Origin of the sequence: Corallococcus sp. EGB (assembly GCF_019968905.1) — a bacterium.
In the GTDB taxonomy this organism is placed as follows: Bacteria; Myxococcota; Myxococcia; order Myxococcales; family Myxococcaceae; genus Corallococcus.
This window is the reverse complement of record NZ_CP079946.1, coordinates 2360213-2375149: the sequence shown is the minus strand read 5'-3', so window position 1 is coordinate 2375149 and position 14937 is coordinate 2360213. Positions and strand designations below refer to the sequence as shown.

Sequence of the window (14937 nt, the reverse complement as noted above, 5' to 3'; positions counted from 1 at the left end):
ATGCGTCCCTCGCGGCTCACGCTCCTCGTTCCGGCCCTCCTCGCGGTGCTGTGCGCGTGCCACGCGGACACGCGCCCGCCGCCGCCTCCGCCCACGCCGGCCTCGTCCACGGAGGCCGCGGCGACGTCGGGCGGCAACCTGGGCCCTGGCGACGTGGTGGAGGTGCGCGTCTTCCAGGAGCCCGAGCACTCCGGCACCTGGCGCGTGTCGCCGGAAGGCACCATCGACTATCCGCTGTGCGGCAAGGTGGCGCTGTCCGGCCTCACCGCCAGCGCCGCGGCGGATGCGCTGCGCGACTGTCTGGCGCGCTACCTGCGCCGCCCGCAGGTGTCGGTGCTGGTGCGGGAGTACAACTCGCAGAAGATCTTCGTCTTCGGCGAGGTGCAGAAGCCCGGCACCTTCCCCGTCACGGGTGAGGTGTCCATCATCCAGGCCATCACGCTGGCCGGGGGCTTCACCAAGCTGGCGGCGAAGAACAACACGCTCGTCACGCGCGTGGTGGACGGGCAGGAGCGCAAGATTCGCGTGCCCGTGGAAGACATCGGCGTGGGCCGTGAGCGCAACTTCCTGCTCCAGGCCGGCGACATCGTCTTCGTGCCGGAGAGCTTCTTCTAGTCGCGCGACGTCCAGCCGATTTCGTGCAGGAAGCGCTGGGCCTGGGCCATGAGGTGGGGCGCCAGGTTCGCGCCGCTCGCCAGCACGTCGCCCTTGCGCACGTCGAAGGGCTTCCCGTCGATGTGCACGATGACGCCGCCGGCCTCCGCCACCAGCAGGCCGCCCGCGGCGATGTCCCAGGGCTTGAGGCCGAACTCGAAGTAGCCATCGAAGCGGCCGGCCGCGACGTACGCCAGGTCCAGCGCGGCGCTGCCGGTGCGGCGCATGCCCTGCGCCAGGAGGATGAGCTGGGTGAAGAGGCCCACGGGCAGGTCCGGCCGCTCGCGCACGTCGTAGGGGAAGCCCGTGCACAGGAGCGCCCGCTCCAGCGTGTCCGTGGGGCTGGCCTTCAGGGGCACGCCGTTGAGCGTGGCGCCCTCCCCCTTCGCGGCGGAGAAGAGCTCGTCGCGCATGGGATCATAGACGGCGCCCGCCACGGTGCCTCCGGGCCCCTCCACCGCCACGCTGACGCAGAAGTGCGGCACCTGGTGCGAGTAGTTGGTGGTGCCATCCAGCGGATCCACGATCCACCGGAAGGTGTCACTGCCCTGCGACGCGCCGCTCTCCTCGGCGAGGATGGCGTGGCGCGGGTGGCGCGCCCGGATGAAGTCCAGGAGCGCCTCCTCGGAGGCGCGGTCCGCGTCCGTCACCAGGTCGATGCCGCCCTTGAACTCGATGGTGCGGTGCTGGGGGAAGCGCTCCCGGAGGAGGCGGCCCGCCATGCGCGCGCCCTCCTCCGCGGTGCGGCGCAGCGCGGCGGGCTTTTCCGGGTCCAGGGCCATGGTCGCGTGTCCTTCGGTGCGCTTCAGGAGGCGGGCTCGGCGAGCAGCTTCTCGATTTCCGTCTGGAACTGCTGGAGGAACTCCTCGGCGAAGCCCTCGTGCACGTGCCGGATGACGCCCTTGCGGTCAATCAGGAAGGTGGTGGGCATCAGCCGCACCTTCAGCAAGCTCTCGGCCACCAGCGCGTTGGAGTCCAGGAGGACGGGCAGCTCCACCTTCGCCTCCTCCAGGAAGGGCGGAATGGCGCGCACGTCCTCGTCCACGTTGAGCGCGTAGACCTTCAGCCCGCGCGCGCCGTACTCCTTCTGGAGCTGCGCGTACATGGGCAGCGCGTCCCGGCAGGGCTCGCACCACGTGGCCCACACGTCCAGCAGGACGACCTGTCCCCGGTCGCTCTTCAGGTCATACGTCGAGTTGTCCGGGTAGCGCTTCACCTGGAAGACGAGCGGCTGTCCCGGAGCCTGGTTCGACGACTTGAGGGCGGAGGCGCTGGAGCGCGGAGCGTCGCTGGTGCGGTCCGTGAGCGGCGGCAGCGACGAGGAGGACGGCATGGCGCAGCCCAGGGTGAACGCCAGGGCGCCCAGCGAGAGGAGGAACGGACGGCGCATGGCTTCAGGCCCCCTTCCCCGCCCGGGTCTTCAGGGCGGTGAGCAGCTTGTCGATGAAGCCCCCGAAGGAGCCGTTGCTCATGACGAGCAGCACGTCGCCGGCCTTCGCCTCGGAAGCGACGCGGTCCACCAGCGCCTGCACGTCGGTGGCGCCGTCCGCGGCGATGCCCTGGCCCTTCAGCGCTTCGATGAGCCTGGGGACGTTGAGCTCCTCGCCCTCGGGCACCTTGTCGTGGCGCTCGGGCACCTTGAGGCTGGCGCGCGTGGCGCCGGGGAAGGCGTGCGCGTAGTCCTCCTGGTGGATGTTGCGGCGGCTGGTGTTGGAGCGCGGCTCGAAGATGGCCCACAGGCGCCGGTCCGGGTAGCGGTGGCGGATGGCGGCGATGGTCTCCCGCACGGCGGTGGGGTGGTGCGCGAAGTCGTCCACCACGAGGATGCCATCCACCTCGCCGCGCACCTCCTGGCGGCGCTTCACGCCCTGGAAGGTGGACAGGCCCTGCTGGATTTCAGCGAACGTGAGGCCCAGGCCGCGCGCGGCGGCGATGACCGCGAGCGCGTTCTCCACGTTGTGCGCGCCGGACAGGGGCAGCGTCACGGCGCCCAGGTCCTGGCCCTTCTCGATGACGTTGAAGCGCGCGCCCTTCGGGCCGAAGGCGAGGTGCTTCGGCGTGTAGTCCGCGTCCGCGCCCTCCCTGGCCACGTAGGTGACGACGGGCGCGGTGCCCCCACGCGCGATGCGCACGGCGTTGGGGTACGCGGCGCAGACGACGAGCTGGCCGTCCCCGGGCACCAGGCGCACGAACTTGTCGAAGGTGGCCTCGTAGTGGGGCAGGTCGCGGAAGATGTCCGCGTGGTCGAACTCCACGCTGGTGACGATGGCGGTGCGCGGGCGGTAGTGGAGGAACTTGGAGCCCTTGTCCCAGTAGGCGGTGTCGTACTCGTCGCCTTCGACGACGAAGTGCGGGCCCTTCCCCACGCGGTAGTTGCCCGCGTAGTTCTGGGTGACGCCGCCCACGAGGAAGCTGGGGTCCCTGCCCGCGGCCACCAGCACGTGGGCCATGAGCGAGGACGTCGTCGTCTTGCCGTGCGTGCCGGCGACGACGACGGAGTGCGAGCGGTCCAGGAAGAGCGTGCCCAGGGCGGCGGGGAAGCTCATCTGCGGGAGGCCGCGCTCGCGCACGGCGGTGGCCTCCGGGTTCACGCGGCGGATGACGTTGCCGATGATGACCAGGTCCGGCTTGGCCGAGTCCAGGTTGGCGGGCGCGTAGGGCGTGCTGACGGGGATGCCCCACGTCCGGAGCATGTCGCTCATGGGCGGGTAGACGTTCTCGTCGCTGCCGGTGACGTCGTAGCCGGCGGCCTTGAGCATGCCGGCGAAGGAGCCCATGCCGGTGCCGGCCACACCCACCAGGTGGATGCGGCGCACGGACTTCGGGTCGAGGGTGTCGAGGACGTTGCCGTTGTCGTCAGCCATGCTGCGGTTTCCTCAGGGGAGGACGTGGAGGTCGAGCGCCTCCACGACGAGCTCGTGGAAGGCGGGGCGGAAGTCGCGGATGCGCAGGTCCTGACGGCCCTGGACCACGCGGTTGGTGATGAGCGCGACGACGAGCGACCGCCTCAGGTCCACCCAGAGGCTGGTGCCGGTGAAGCCCAGGTGGCCCACCGCGCCCGGAGGCGTGTCGCCAATGAAGCGGCCCGCGCTGGAATGGCCCTTCGACGGAGAGTCGAAGCCCATGGAGCGGGTGCTGCCCTCCACCAACGGGTCGGTGGCGAGCGCGCGATGCCACAGGGGGCCAGGGGCAATCGCGGAGTGCCGGCCCGCGGCGCCCTCCAGCACGGCCTGTCCGAAGCGGGCCACGTCCACGGCGGTGCCGAAGAGGCCCGCGTGTCCCGCGACGCCGTCCAGCACCCAGGCGTTGTCGTCGTCCACTTCGCCCGGGCGGGACGGCTGGGACGGCACGTCCTTCCACAGCGACTCCTGGCCGGGAGCGGGCTCGCGAGGGCGCATGGCGCCGGTGGGCGCGGTGGTGCCGTCCGCGGGGAAGTCGGTGAGGCGGTGGAAGCGGGCCCTCAGGTCCAGCGGCTCCGCGACGTGGCGGTGGAAGAGCACGTCCAGCGGGGCGCCGCCGGCGCGGGCGAGGATGTCGCCCAGGAGGATGAAGCCCACGTCGCTGTACGCGGACTTCGTGCGGATGGGCGCCTCCAGCGGCGTGGCGGCGGCGGCGTGGAGGACCTCCGCGTGGACCTGGGCGCGGAGGGACGCGGGGCAGGCCGCGTCGAGCAGCTCCGGGTGGGCCTTGAGGGCGTCCGCGAAGAACGGGACGAAGGGGGGCAGGCCGGAGCGGTGGTAGAGCAGATCCGCGACGGTGACGCCCGCATCGCCCGCGGGCGAGCCGGGGAAGTAGCGGGACACGAGCGTGTCCGGGCCCACCTTGCCCTCGGTCCACAGGCGCAGGAAGAGCGCGGTGGTGGAGAGGACCTTGGTGAGGGACGCGAGGTCGAAGCGCGTGTCGCCCTTCGCGTTGCCAGCGACGCCGCCGAAGACCTGCACGCCCTTGTGGAGCACCACGGCCTGGGCGGCGGGGAAGATGCCCAGCTCCACGCCGTCATCGAGCACGGCCTGGAGGTTGGCGATGGGGTGTTGGCTCATCCGGGGCTCACCGCGCCTTCGAGGAAGGTGAGGCGCGCGGCATCCGCGTCCAGGCGCACGTGGGTGCCCAGGGCGACGGGGTAGTTGATGGGGCCATGGCCGATGGGGAAGCCCGCGGCGCAGGGCAGCTTCGCGTCGCGAGCCAGCTCCCGGAGCACGTCCGCGCTGGAGTAGTTCGCGTCCTTCTCCTCGCACGCGGTGAAGTCCCCCAGGACGATGCCGCGCACGCGGGAGAAGACACCGGCGAGCCGCAGGTGGGTCCACATGCGGTCGATGCGGTAGGGGCGCTCGGTGACGTCCTCCAGGAGGAGCACGGCGCCATCGAGCGGCGGCAGGTACGGCGTGCCCAGGAGCCGGGAGAACACGGACAGGTTGCCGCCCACGAGCGTGCCCTCGGCGGTGCCGGGGACATAGGTGGCGTTGCCGGTGAGGGGCGGCGGGGCCTCCGGGGATTCGAGCAGGCGGAAGAGGGAGTCGTGGACCTGGGACGACTGGCGGCCCAGCTGCGTGAGCACGGGCGCGTGGAAGGACACGCGGTGCAGGGCCTGGAGCGCGCAGTGGATGGACGTCAGGTCGGAGAAGCCGGTGAAGGAGACGGGCCCGGCCTTGTCGAGCGGCAGCTCCGGCAACAGGCGCGCGCTGCCATAGCCGCCCCGGGCGCAGAAGATGGCGCGGGTGGAGCGGTCGAGGAACGCCTGGGACAGCTCTGCCTGGCGGCGGGCGTCATCTCCGGCGAGGTAGCGATGCGAGGCGCCGATGTCGGGTCGGACGACGGGGGCGTATCGCTCGGAGAGGATGCGCAGGCCGGCCTCGAAGGGAGCCTGTTCGAAGGGGCCCGCGGGGGCAACGACCTGCACCGTGTCGCGGGGACGGAGCGGAAGGGGCTTGAGCCAACGCACGAGCGCTTCATAGCACCCGACACAGGGGCGACACGGTGTTTCAGGGAGCCTGGGGTCCGAAGCGTTGAGTACCGCAGGACGGGGGAACGAGGCTCCGTGGAGCGCTCGTCCGCCCGCTGGCCACCCTACCCTTCCGCGCTGCGTTCGAGCACCGCCGCGAAGAACCCATCCGTGCCGTGCCGGTGGGGCGTGACGAAGAGGAACCCGTCCTGGAGGCACGCGTCCGGAAGCCATCCGGAGCCCGGCCGCACCGCGCGGAAGCCAGGGCGGGAGCGAAGGAAGTCCGCGACCACGTCCTGGTTCTCCGAGCGGTTGACGGTGCAGGTCGCGTAGACGACCCGGCCGCCGGGGCGCACCACGTCCCCGGCGCGGGCCAGGATGTCGCGCTGGACGGAGGTGTACCGGGAGAGCGAGTCCGGGGTGAGCCGGAAGCGGAGGTCCGGGCCGCGGCGAAGCGAACCCAGCTCCGAACAGGGCACGTCCGCGAGGACTCGGTCGGCGTTGAGGCCCGGCGACGGAGGTGTCCGGATCACCTGGACGCGGGTGAGCCCGGCGCGGGAGGCGCGTTGCAGGAGCCGGTCCAGCCGCTCCGCATCCGGGTCGTAGGCGAGCAGCCGGCCGGAGTCCTTCATGGCCGCGCCCAACTGGAGCGTCTTGCCCCCTGCCCCGGCGCAAAGGTCCAGCACGGTCTCGCCGGGCTGGGCGTCCACGAGGAGCCCCAGGAGCTGGCTGCCCTCGTCCTGGACCTCGAACAGGCCCTCACGGAGGGAGGCCAGGCCATAGAGGTTGGGGCGGGGCCCGTCGACATGAAGGGCCAGCGGGCTCCAGGAGCCGGGGCGGGTCGCGACGCCCTCGGAGGCAAGGCGAGCGGCCAGGTGCTCCCGGGAGGTGCGGGCCGGATTCACCCGGAGCGTGATGGGCCCCGGGACGTTGAGGTGGGCGCAGAAATCCTCCGCCTCCGCTCCCAGCTCACGGGAGAAGTGGTCCGCGAGCCAGTCCGGCAGCGAGGCCCGGAGCGCCAGCGACGGAGGCTCGCCAGTGCGCAGAGGCACCGGCGCCGGGAGCCCGGCCCAGGCTGCGGCGTCGGCGGCGGGGACACCCACGAGCCCATGCAGGAGCGCGAAGAGGAGCTGGGAGGGAGGCGCATCCGGCGAGTCCAGGAGGAACCCCAGGCGGCGGCGCCAGAGGCCCACGTTGAAGACAGCCTCCTTCAGCGCCTGCCGTCCCTCACGGGAGAGGTCGCGGTGGGCGCGCAGGGTCCGGTCGAGGACGCGCTCGGCGGGGTCGCCCGAGAGGACGCGGTCAAGCGCCCCGGACACGACAGGGCTCAGTCCCTGGAGCGCGGGCCAGGGCTGCGAGATAAGGCGAAAGATCGGATCGAACAGGACAGTTGACAGGGCAGGCTCGGTTCTCTAGAAGTCGCATCCGTCGCGGCAACGCACCGCCGTGACGGGACATATTCCCCGATAGCTCAGCTGGTAGAGCGGGTGACTGTTAATCACCATGTCCGTGGTTCGAGTCCACGTCGGGGAGCCATTCAAGCGGGGTCGCGGAAACGCGACCCCGCATCTTTTAACAGCGGCCCCTGAGAGCAATCTCCGGGGCCGTTGTCTTTTCTCCCCTGATTCCCCGAGGGTTTGCGCGACGGCGAGCATCGCGCGCGCCGGGACGGCGTTCGCGCTGAGAGCGCCGCGAGCGTGAAGACGAGCGCGTCGAGCGCACGCGGGACGGCGTTCGCGCTCTCTTCTCGGGCCCACGGGGAGAGAGAAGCCGAGACGCGGTTAACAGCCGACCCTCGGTTTCCGGGACAGTGACCGGGCGATCAACTGTCCACGCGGGGGTGGGACTGTTGATCATCGGGGCGCGGTCAGGCGCGAGCTGCGCGTCAGCGGCGTTCAAGCAGTGCCTCCAGCGCCGCCGACGTTCTCGAGTCGACCGCGACAGGTTCCTGCTCGAGCCACAGGCCGCGGCTCGCGAGGTCCCGCACGAGAGCCGGCGATTCGCCGAGATCGAGGTCCTCGGGCCACACACCCGGCAGCCCCTTCGCCTCAACAAGCTCGTTCCAGAACTCCGGCACGAACCACCGCAGGTCAGAACGGAGCGCACGGAGATGCCGAAGGATGCGGACGCCGTTGGGGTCGAGGTCGCCGAAGTGGACGACTGGCACATGGACGAGGCGCTCGAGAAGTCGAGCGACCGTCGCCGTGTCCCATCCAGGCACGTGCACCAGCAGCCAGCCATCGACGGCGCGTAGATCGCAGAACGCGCCGAGGTTCTCGACGAGCAGCGCTGCGCGGATCGTTCCTTCGAGAGCGAGGCCTGCGCTGAGGGCACGTTCCGGGATCGACACCTCGCCGAGGACAGCCGCAACTGCCGCGAGGTCGACTCGCCCCTGTGGCGTGAGCGCGATGAGACCCTGCGGTGGTCGGAGCCGTACCGAACCATCGTGCGTGGCCTCCGCGTCGCCGAGCGCGGCCAGGCGGCGACCCGTGAGTGCCGCCTTCGAGTGCGGCGCGACGAGTGCGGCCGCCGTTCGCCGGTTGAGCTGGTCTGGAAGCTGCGGCAGCCCCTCGGCGCGCTGCGCGTCTTCGAGCTCGCTCCAGCCGTCGGGTGTGGGCGCGAGCCCGCGCGCCGTCAGCGCTGCGAGCACCTCGCCCCATTCCGGCCAGACGCGCCCGAGGAGCGCGACGAGCTCGTGTCTTCGTTCCTCGACAAGGCCGACCTCGTCACGTCGCCCCGTGCGGCGGGTCCAAGGTAGTTCGTCGAGGGCATCCCAGGCGGATGATTGCGCGCGTCGTCGCTTGAGCGAGCCGCGAACGAGCAGCTCCAAGAGAGCGAGACGGGCTGCGTCGGATCTCCAGTTCACGCCTCGGCCCTCGTTCGCCGGCCGCTGACGAGCACCTCCTCACGCCCGTCGGCGGTCATCTTGCGGACGAGCCGATAGGTGGTGTTGCCCTCTGCGCGAGCGACCTCTGGCGCGGCGATGAGGAGCTGCAGATCGAGCGCCTGGCACAGGTCAAAGAGCACGCCGAGGTTGTCGTGCGAAAGGCGGTTGGCCTCGTCGAGGAACAGGAAACGGAGTGAGCCGTGCGACTTCTTGCCCCGAAGGAGCATGGCATCGCGTTCCCACTCCGTGAGGACGACCATCATGAGCGCAGCGCCGACGCCGATCGCCTCGCCCGTCGAGAGTCGGCCGGGGTTCGCGATCTCCCAATCGGCGCCCGCCTTCCGACGTACCTCGACCTGCAGGTGAACATACTCGCGATAGTCGAGCAGCTTCTGACCGCCGGTGCGTCCTCCACCGAAGCGCTGGAAGATCTGATCGAGCGCGTCCTCGATCGGCATGTCGGCCTGGAAGAGGAGCGTCTGAGCGGCGCCGTCGCGAAGCGCTCGGAGCACCTGCTCCATCTTCTCGACCGCGTTCTGACGGACCCGAATTCCCTGGATGCTGCCGAAGCTGACGCCCTCGAGGTTCTTGTTGAGGCGGTTGACCTGCGTGCGCGCCTTACGAATCTGCACGTCGATGCCGCGCGCGACGTCCTCGCTCGCGCCACGGAGGACGGTCTCCTGGCTCTTGAGCCGTTCCTCCAACGCCGAGAGCTGATCGCGCAAACGCAGGAGCGCCTCGCGAGGGTCGTCCACTTCGGCGACCTGCGCCGGCAGACGGCGACGAAGCCAGTCGCGCACCGTGAGCCACAGGTCGAGGACGCCCGCGGCGAACTCGCCCTCCGAGGGGGCGCGAAGCGTCTGCAGTTCCGCCAGGAGCTGCGCGCCACCTTGGGCTCCGCGCAGTCGCTCGACGAGGAGCTCTCGCCAGGTGTTGGCCTTCTGCACGAGGTTCACGTGGCCGCGGACATCGGCGAGGTCTCTCGGTGCTTCGGTGAGGAGGACACCAACGACCCCGAACTTCGCCGCGCGCTCGCGAAGATCGTCCCAGCGCTTCACGGCAGGCTCGGCCTCGCCACGCTCCTTGGCGAGCTTCTCCTCGGCCTCCTCAAGACGGCGGGCAGTCTCGCTGACGCTGCCCTCCTGACGACCTTTCGTGGTCAGCAGCTCCCGGTGCCTGGTGTCGTGACTCCGATGTTCTTCGTCGAGACGCGCGACCTCCTTCTCCGCTACCGCAAGCGCTTCGTCGCTCGGATCAGGAATCCTGAGCCGGTCGAATCGCTCTACCGCCTGCGTGTGCGTGTGCGTCGCGGCAAGCCGCTTCCCGTCGGCATCTTGGAATGCGGTGAGTGCGGCATTGAAGCTCCGTTCCGCGTCCTTCGCTTCGCGCTCGACTGCAGCTCGGTGCTGCTCGGCCTCCTGAAGCTGCTGCTTGATCGCAGGAACGAGAGCCTGCTCCTTGGCCAGCCGCGCGGGCGCGTCCTCCCAGGCCAGGGCCTCAACGTTCGACTGCACGTACTCGAGCGCATCGATGCCCTCCTTCAGTCGCTCGCGCCGATTCGTGAGCTGCTGCAGTCGCTCGCGCAGCCGGACCACGTCCTCGTTCGTAAGCGGCACCTGTCGCAGAACGGTCTGATGACGGTCAACGAGCTCGGCGTTCGCCTTGTGTCGAGCCACTAGCTCCTTGGCCACCCGAGCTGCGTGAAGATCGTGTTCCAGCGACCGGGCGCGTTCAGCGAAATCAGGTGGATCGAGCAGCAGCGCTTCGCCGAGCAGGACGCGTAGACCGTTCACGCGAGGTCGCACCGTTCGCGCTGCCTCCGCGTGCCCCACACTGGCGGCACGATGAATCCCGAGCTGGGCCTCGGCCTCGACGATCGAGCGCTTCACCTCGGCCAGCGCAGGAGCCGGATCGCCAGCGAGCCACACCGCATGGCCCGCCAACAGCGCCTCGCCGTCGGCAACAAGGCGTTCGAGATGTCGGCGTCCGACCCTCACTTCTTCGAGCTCGCGAGCCTTCCGATCCGCTTCACGATTGAACTCGGCGGCACGGGCCTCACGAGCTCGGCGCCCGAGCCGTGGATGCGAGGGGATGCGCGAGACGCGGAGGGCGATCCCGTCCTCCACGGCGACGTCTCGGTCGCCAACGTCGATCGGGCTGGTTGCCGAGGCGAGTTGCTCAAGGTCCGCGTCACGCGAGACGAGCAGTACGTTCGCAAGCGCGTCGGACCTCACGTCGAGGGTGCGGGCTGTCGCCTTCGGATCGTCGACTACGAGCGCCTGGGCAAGAGGGCCCAAACGCGCCTCCAGACGTCCCGCTTCGTCCAGCCCGACATCCTCGAAGCTCCCCGCCACCAACTCCGCGCCGAGCTGATCCTTCAGCTTCAGCAGCTCGGGCGCGAAAGGACCACCTTGAGCCAGGAGGTCGCGAGCCTGCCGTAGCAGCGCCTCGTGCTCCTCGCGCGCGACGTCCTCGGCCTTTCGCGTTTCCACGAGTCGTTCGCCGAGTGTGGCGCGGGCGGTATCCAGCGTGGCCCGGCTGTCCACCGGGGTGCCAAGGTGTTCGGCGAGACGGGCCGCGCGCTCCGCGAGAGCGCGGAACACGGGCTCGCGTTCGACGAGGGAACGACGGCGCGACTCCAGGTCCTTCAGGTCTCGTTCGAGCTGCTGGGCGGAAGCCTTGACGGCGCGCTCTCGATCTTCGTGGTCCTTCAGCTCGGTTTCGGCTTCGCCAAGAAGTCGCTCGACGAGCTGGCCAGCGGGTTCGTTTCCGACGACGACCTCAAGCGCCTTCGCGCGTTCGCGCACGCCCGACTGTCGCGTGGCCTGCCTGCGTGCCTCCGCGAGATCGTGCTCGAGCGAAGGAAGCCGGCCGGCGAGCTCCGAGCGAGCTCGGTGTTCCTGGAGGGCTGAGAGGGCAGCCTCGTATGCCGCGTCCAGCGCGACATCGCCGTCGACGAGGGCTCGCAGTGCGGCCATCACCTTGGAGTGTTGCGCTCGATGAGCTTCCGCGTCGTCGAGGCGCGTCCTTGCATCACGGCGCTCGTCGTCGACCACGGCCAGCTCGTCACGAGCGCTGGAGACGCGCTCCTCTAACGTGTGCACAGGGATGAGCACACCACCAAGGCTCTCCTCGGCCTCGCGCAAGCGGCGGGTCGATTGACGATAGGCGTCGGCGCGGCGGTGCAGCTCCTCGAGCCCCTGCTGGAGGTCTGCGAGACCTCCAGCGGTGCGCGTGTAATCATCCTCCGCGCGCCGAAGCGCATCCCGCTTGGCGCCGCGCTCTGCTTCGGCCGCGTCGCGCTTCGCGCCAGTCGTCTTCGCGAGCTCTTCTGCCCGCGTGAGCTGGGCGACACACTCAGCGAGATGCTTCGCCGCAGCGAGCGCTTCGCGCAATCTCACGTGCCAAGCACGGGCCGATTCGAGGACTTGGCCGATCTCGCCCCTCCGACGCTCGAGGGCATCGATCGCGTTGAGGGTCTGCGCGAGGGCCTCCTTGGCGTTATCGTGCGCCTCGGCGGCGGCCGCCTGCGCGGCTTCAGCCTCTTCGACGCGACGGGTGAGCTCCTCTGCTCGCTCTCGCGTGGCGATCAGGGCCGCTGCAAACATCGTCTGGCCTGCCTCGAATACCCCACCGATCTCCTGCTCGAGGCGACGCGCCTCCTGGACCTCGGTCCGCGTGCGCCGGCATGCGTCGAGGTTGGCGCGCATGCGCTGGAGCGTGTCGGCGAGCCCGCCCTCTTCCTTGAGGAGGAACGAGCGCAGCTCCGAGGTGAGCGCTCGGGAGATGCCGCCGGTCATGCTGGTGCGGAGCATCTCGTTCAGCTTGTTGCGCTCCTCGTCGGTGCCGAGACGAAGCGGCGTGACCCCCTGATCGAAGAGCGCCGCGAAGTAATCTCGCGCAGACGTGAAGGACTGCAGTCGGCCGCCGAGGCGCACCGCATTCTCACGAAGCTCCTGCAGCTCGGGCACGGCCTCGTTCTCGCCCTGCTTCACGAGCAGCAAGTCCTGGAGTCGAACGTCGGCTTCCAGACCGGAGACGATGAACGGTGTCGGCTCGACGGAGGGCTCGCCCTTCCTCTCGAGGTGGACGCCCGCGACGAGTCGACGCTTGCCCGGCAGCGCAAACTCGACGACGGCGTACGAGGGACGTCCCGATTCTCCGAGTCGGCCCCAGATGCCCTTGTCGCCTCCGGTCGCTCCGGTCTCGCCGAGGTTGGTGAACCGCAGCCGCGACATGTCAGGCAACAGCACGACGTAGGCCGCGATCATCACCGTCGTCTTGCCGGCGCCGTTCGCGCCTTCGAGCGCGGTCACATGTCGATCGAGCCCGTATCGGGCGTAAAACACGCCCTTCCAGTTGACCAACGCCAGAGCCTCGGCGGTCGTTCGTGTCATGGCGTCGGCTCCTCATCGAGGCTCGCATCCTCGTCGGACGCCTGTTCGCCGTAGTCGAGGACAACTTCGCCGACGCCTACGAGCCGCTCGAGCGCGACGCTCCGATCGCCGAGACCGCGCACCGGCTCCGCGAAGCGCATCAGCGCGGGGCGAAGACGCAGGCGTGTGTCATCGAGGACGTCGACGAAGCCCAGGTCGGCGAGGCGGCGCAGGGCGTCGCCGACCTTCGTCCGCACGGCCTCCGCTGCAATGCGCTCATCGTACTTGCCCCTGCGAGCCCTTCGCGGGTCGAGGGTACGCACGAGGACGTCGGTGCCGAGCAGAGCCGACAGGCGTTGGAGGAGCGCCTCTCGCCCGACGATGCCGCCGTGCTGGAGCGTCGCCGGATCGAGGTAGAGCAGCGCGAGAGTCTGCCCGACCAGCATCTCGCCGGCCGAAAGCTGGCGTCGCCCGAGCCGGTCACCTGACGGCAACAGGTAGAAGTACCCGTCGCTCTGCTGGATCAGCTCACAGCCGAAACGCCGGTAGAACGCCTCGAGCAGCGCTTGGGCGTCGACGAGGTACTCGTACATCGTGCCGTCGTCGCGTCCGATGTGTCGCCCACGCCGCAGCGCGAGGTCGACCTCCGGGTAGTGCTCGTCATCGAGCGCCTCCTCGAGCGTGTGGAAAGTCGTCGCGCTCAAGGCGTATCCCTCCCGTCGACCGTCCAATCCTCGACCTCGAGCCGCGAAAGCACGGGTGCCCACGGACGCTCGTGCTCGCCATGAACGCGGGCGAGGCGACCGACAGCGTCGGCGACGCGGCCGGCCGCGGCGTAGTGCAGCGACTCTGGCAGTTTGGGCAGCACCCGCGAGGACACCTCCGCGAGCGTCGATGCACCTGCGTCGATGGCCTGCGCGACCAGCGCCTCGATGTCGGCGTGAACGTTCTCGGGCTCGACCCACTCGGGATCGGCTTCGCGCTCCGTGCGCGGCCTCGCGACCGGCGGACGCTCGACGCGTGCCTCGAGCGCACGCAACAGCCGAATCGAGGGCGCGTGCGCGACGAGAAGGAAGAACGGGGAAGTCGGCCAAGCGGCGGTCTGATCTCGCAACCGCTGGCTGAGCGCTCGGTCGGGATCGAGCCGCACGACGTCGCGCAGATACCGGTGGACGTACTGGTAGTACTCCGACCATGCCTGCTGCCGCGCGCTACCCCACGCCGCAATCCGATCGACGTGCTCGATGACGCGCTGGACGGTCTCCTCGGCTTCGCGGTTCTCGGCCGCCGTGGCGAGCCCCTGGATCTCGAGCAGGAGCGCGACGAACAGGTGTGTGTCGCGCAGGAGGATCTCATTCAGCTCATTGAGCGTGCTCGTCGTCGTGTCCAGCAGGAGCTGGCAGCGGTCGACGGCACTGAACCAGTCCGACTGGAGCAGCTTGGCGATCTCGGCCTGCACTTCCTCCTGCTGCGCATCGAGACCGCGCTGCCGGCGCTCGATGCCGGAGACGAGCTCGGAGACCGTGACCCGGAGCGGTCCAGACACCTTGCTTTTCCACGTCTCCGTGTCCGTGGCCTTCTTCGCGGCCGCGAGCACCTCCGCGAGCTGCGCGCTCAACGTGCCCGTCAGCAGGGTCAGGCTCTCACGGGTCAGGGCCTCATCCGTCAGGAAGTACTGGACGACAGCCGCCGCGAGTGTCGTGAGCGCGTAGTCGCCCGCGCGCACAATGCCAGCGCCATCGACGCGCGCGAGCATGCGCTGCTCGCGGAGCCGCTGGATCGCGTGCGTCGCCCGCTTGCGCGGGTTCTCGGCGCCGGGCTCCACCACGTCGCAGACCTGCTCAAACATGTCGATGAGCACGTCCTCCTCGAAAGAGGCCAACGCCGCCTTGTCGGCGCGCAGGTACAGTCCCGCGAGGAAGCAGAGATCGACCGTCTTGAGGTCGAGGTTCACCTGGTCGCGTGCGAGCGACGCGATGACGCGGTTCGGTTCGTTGGAGGGGGGCGCGGCGGTCACGAGTCCCCCTTCGGCAGAGAACGCGCGGCCCACAGTGGCGTCGTCGTCTCGCTCATCGCGCGGA

11 protein-coding genes and 1 tRNA gene are annotated in these 14937 nt (G+C 69.9%); 2 read left to right on the top strand and 10 right to left on the bottom strand.

The features are described 5' to 3' along the window. A complete protein-coding gene (locus KYK13_RS09995; protein ID WP_223643844.1) occupies positions 1-615 on the top strand; it encodes a polysaccharide biosynthesis/export family protein in 615 nt (204 codons plus the stop codon). On the opposite strand, the gene KYK13_RS09990 is transcribed toward KYK13_RS09995, so the two are convergent. The 6 genes from KYK13_RS09990 to KYK13_RS09965 form a co-directional block, all read right to left on the bottom strand. Further along, the gene (locus tag KYK13_RS09990; protein ID WP_370645407.1) at positions 612-1430 is read right to left on the bottom strand and encodes an inositol monophosphatase family protein; all 819 of its coding nucleotides are present in this window, start codon (positions 1428-1430) and stop codon (positions 612-614) included. The genes KYK13_RS09995 and KYK13_RS09990 overlap by 4 nt on opposite strands. Before the next feature lie 29 nt (positions 1431-1459). Continuing rightward, on the bottom strand, positions 1460-2044 hold the full coding sequence (locus tag KYK13_RS09985) for a TlpA disulfide reductase family protein (RefSeq protein ID WP_223643842.1): 585 nt from the start codon (positions 2042-2044) through the stop codon (positions 1460-1462). Between the two features lie 4 nt (positions 2045-2048). Next, positions 2049-3518 carry a UDP-N-acetylmuramate:L-alanyl-gamma-D-glutamyl-meso-diaminopimelate ligase gene (gene mpl / locus KYK13_RS09980; protein WP_223643841.1) on the bottom strand — a complete coding sequence of 490 codons (1470 nt, stop codon included), beginning with the start codon at positions 3516-3518 and terminating at the stop codon, positions 2049-2051. A 12-nt stretch (positions 3519-3530) separates the two neighbouring features. Further along, positions 3531-4694, bottom strand: coding sequence for a serine hydrolase (locus KYK13_RS09975; RefSeq protein WP_223643840.1), 1164 nt, complete (start codon positions 4692-4694; stop codon positions 3531-3533). Then, positions 4691-5593: an LD-carboxypeptidase gene (locus tag KYK13_RS09970; RefSeq protein WP_223643839.1), complete on the bottom strand. Its 903-nt coding sequence runs from the start codon at positions 5591-5593 to the stop codon at positions 4691-4693. The genes KYK13_RS09975 and KYK13_RS09970 overlap by 4 nt, the downstream gene beginning before the upstream one ends. Positions 5594-5718: 125 nt before the next feature. Then, a complete protein-coding gene (locus tag KYK13_RS09965) occupies positions 5719-6912 on the bottom strand; it encodes an RsmB/NOP family class I SAM-dependent RNA methyltransferase (RefSeq protein WP_223643838.1) in 1194 nt (397 codons plus the stop codon). Between the two features lie 141 nt (positions 6913-7053). Between KYK13_RS09965 and KYK13_RS09960 the strand changes: the two genes are divergently transcribed. After that, positions 7054-7129 (top strand) — tRNA-Asn (locus KYK13_RS09960). Between the two features lie 349 nt (positions 7130-7478). On the opposite strand, the gene KYK13_RS09955 is transcribed toward KYK13_RS09960, so the two are convergent. The 4 genes from KYK13_RS09955 to mukF are packed head-to-tail and all read right to left on the bottom strand — an operon-like array spanning position 7479 to position 14873. Then, the gene (locus tag KYK13_RS09955; protein WP_223643837.1) at positions 7479-8423 is read right to left on the bottom strand and encodes a Wadjet anti-phage system protein JetD domain-containing protein; all 945 of its coding nucleotides are present in this window, start codon (positions 8421-8423) and stop codon (positions 7479-7481) included. 32 nt (positions 8424-8455) lie between these two features. Next, positions 8456-12877, bottom strand: a complete 4422-nt coding sequence (gene mukB, locus KYK13_RS09950; protein WP_223643836.1) for a chromosome partition protein MukB — start codon at positions 12875-12877, stop codon at positions 8456-8458. Continuing rightward, positions 12874-13560, bottom strand: coding sequence for a chromosome partition protein MukE (locus KYK13_RS09945; protein ID WP_223643835.1), 687 nt, complete (start codon positions 13558-13560; stop codon positions 12874-12876). The genes mukB and KYK13_RS09945 overlap by 4 nt, the downstream gene beginning before the upstream one ends. Continuing rightward, positions 13557-14873 (bottom strand): chromosome partition protein MukF, encoded by a 1317-nt coding sequence (gene mukF, locus KYK13_RS09940; RefSeq protein ID WP_223643834.1) that lies wholly within the window; start codon positions 14871-14873, stop codon positions 13557-13559. The genes KYK13_RS09945 and mukF overlap by 4 nt, the downstream gene beginning before the upstream one ends. Positions 14874-14937: the final 64 nt, after the last annotated feature.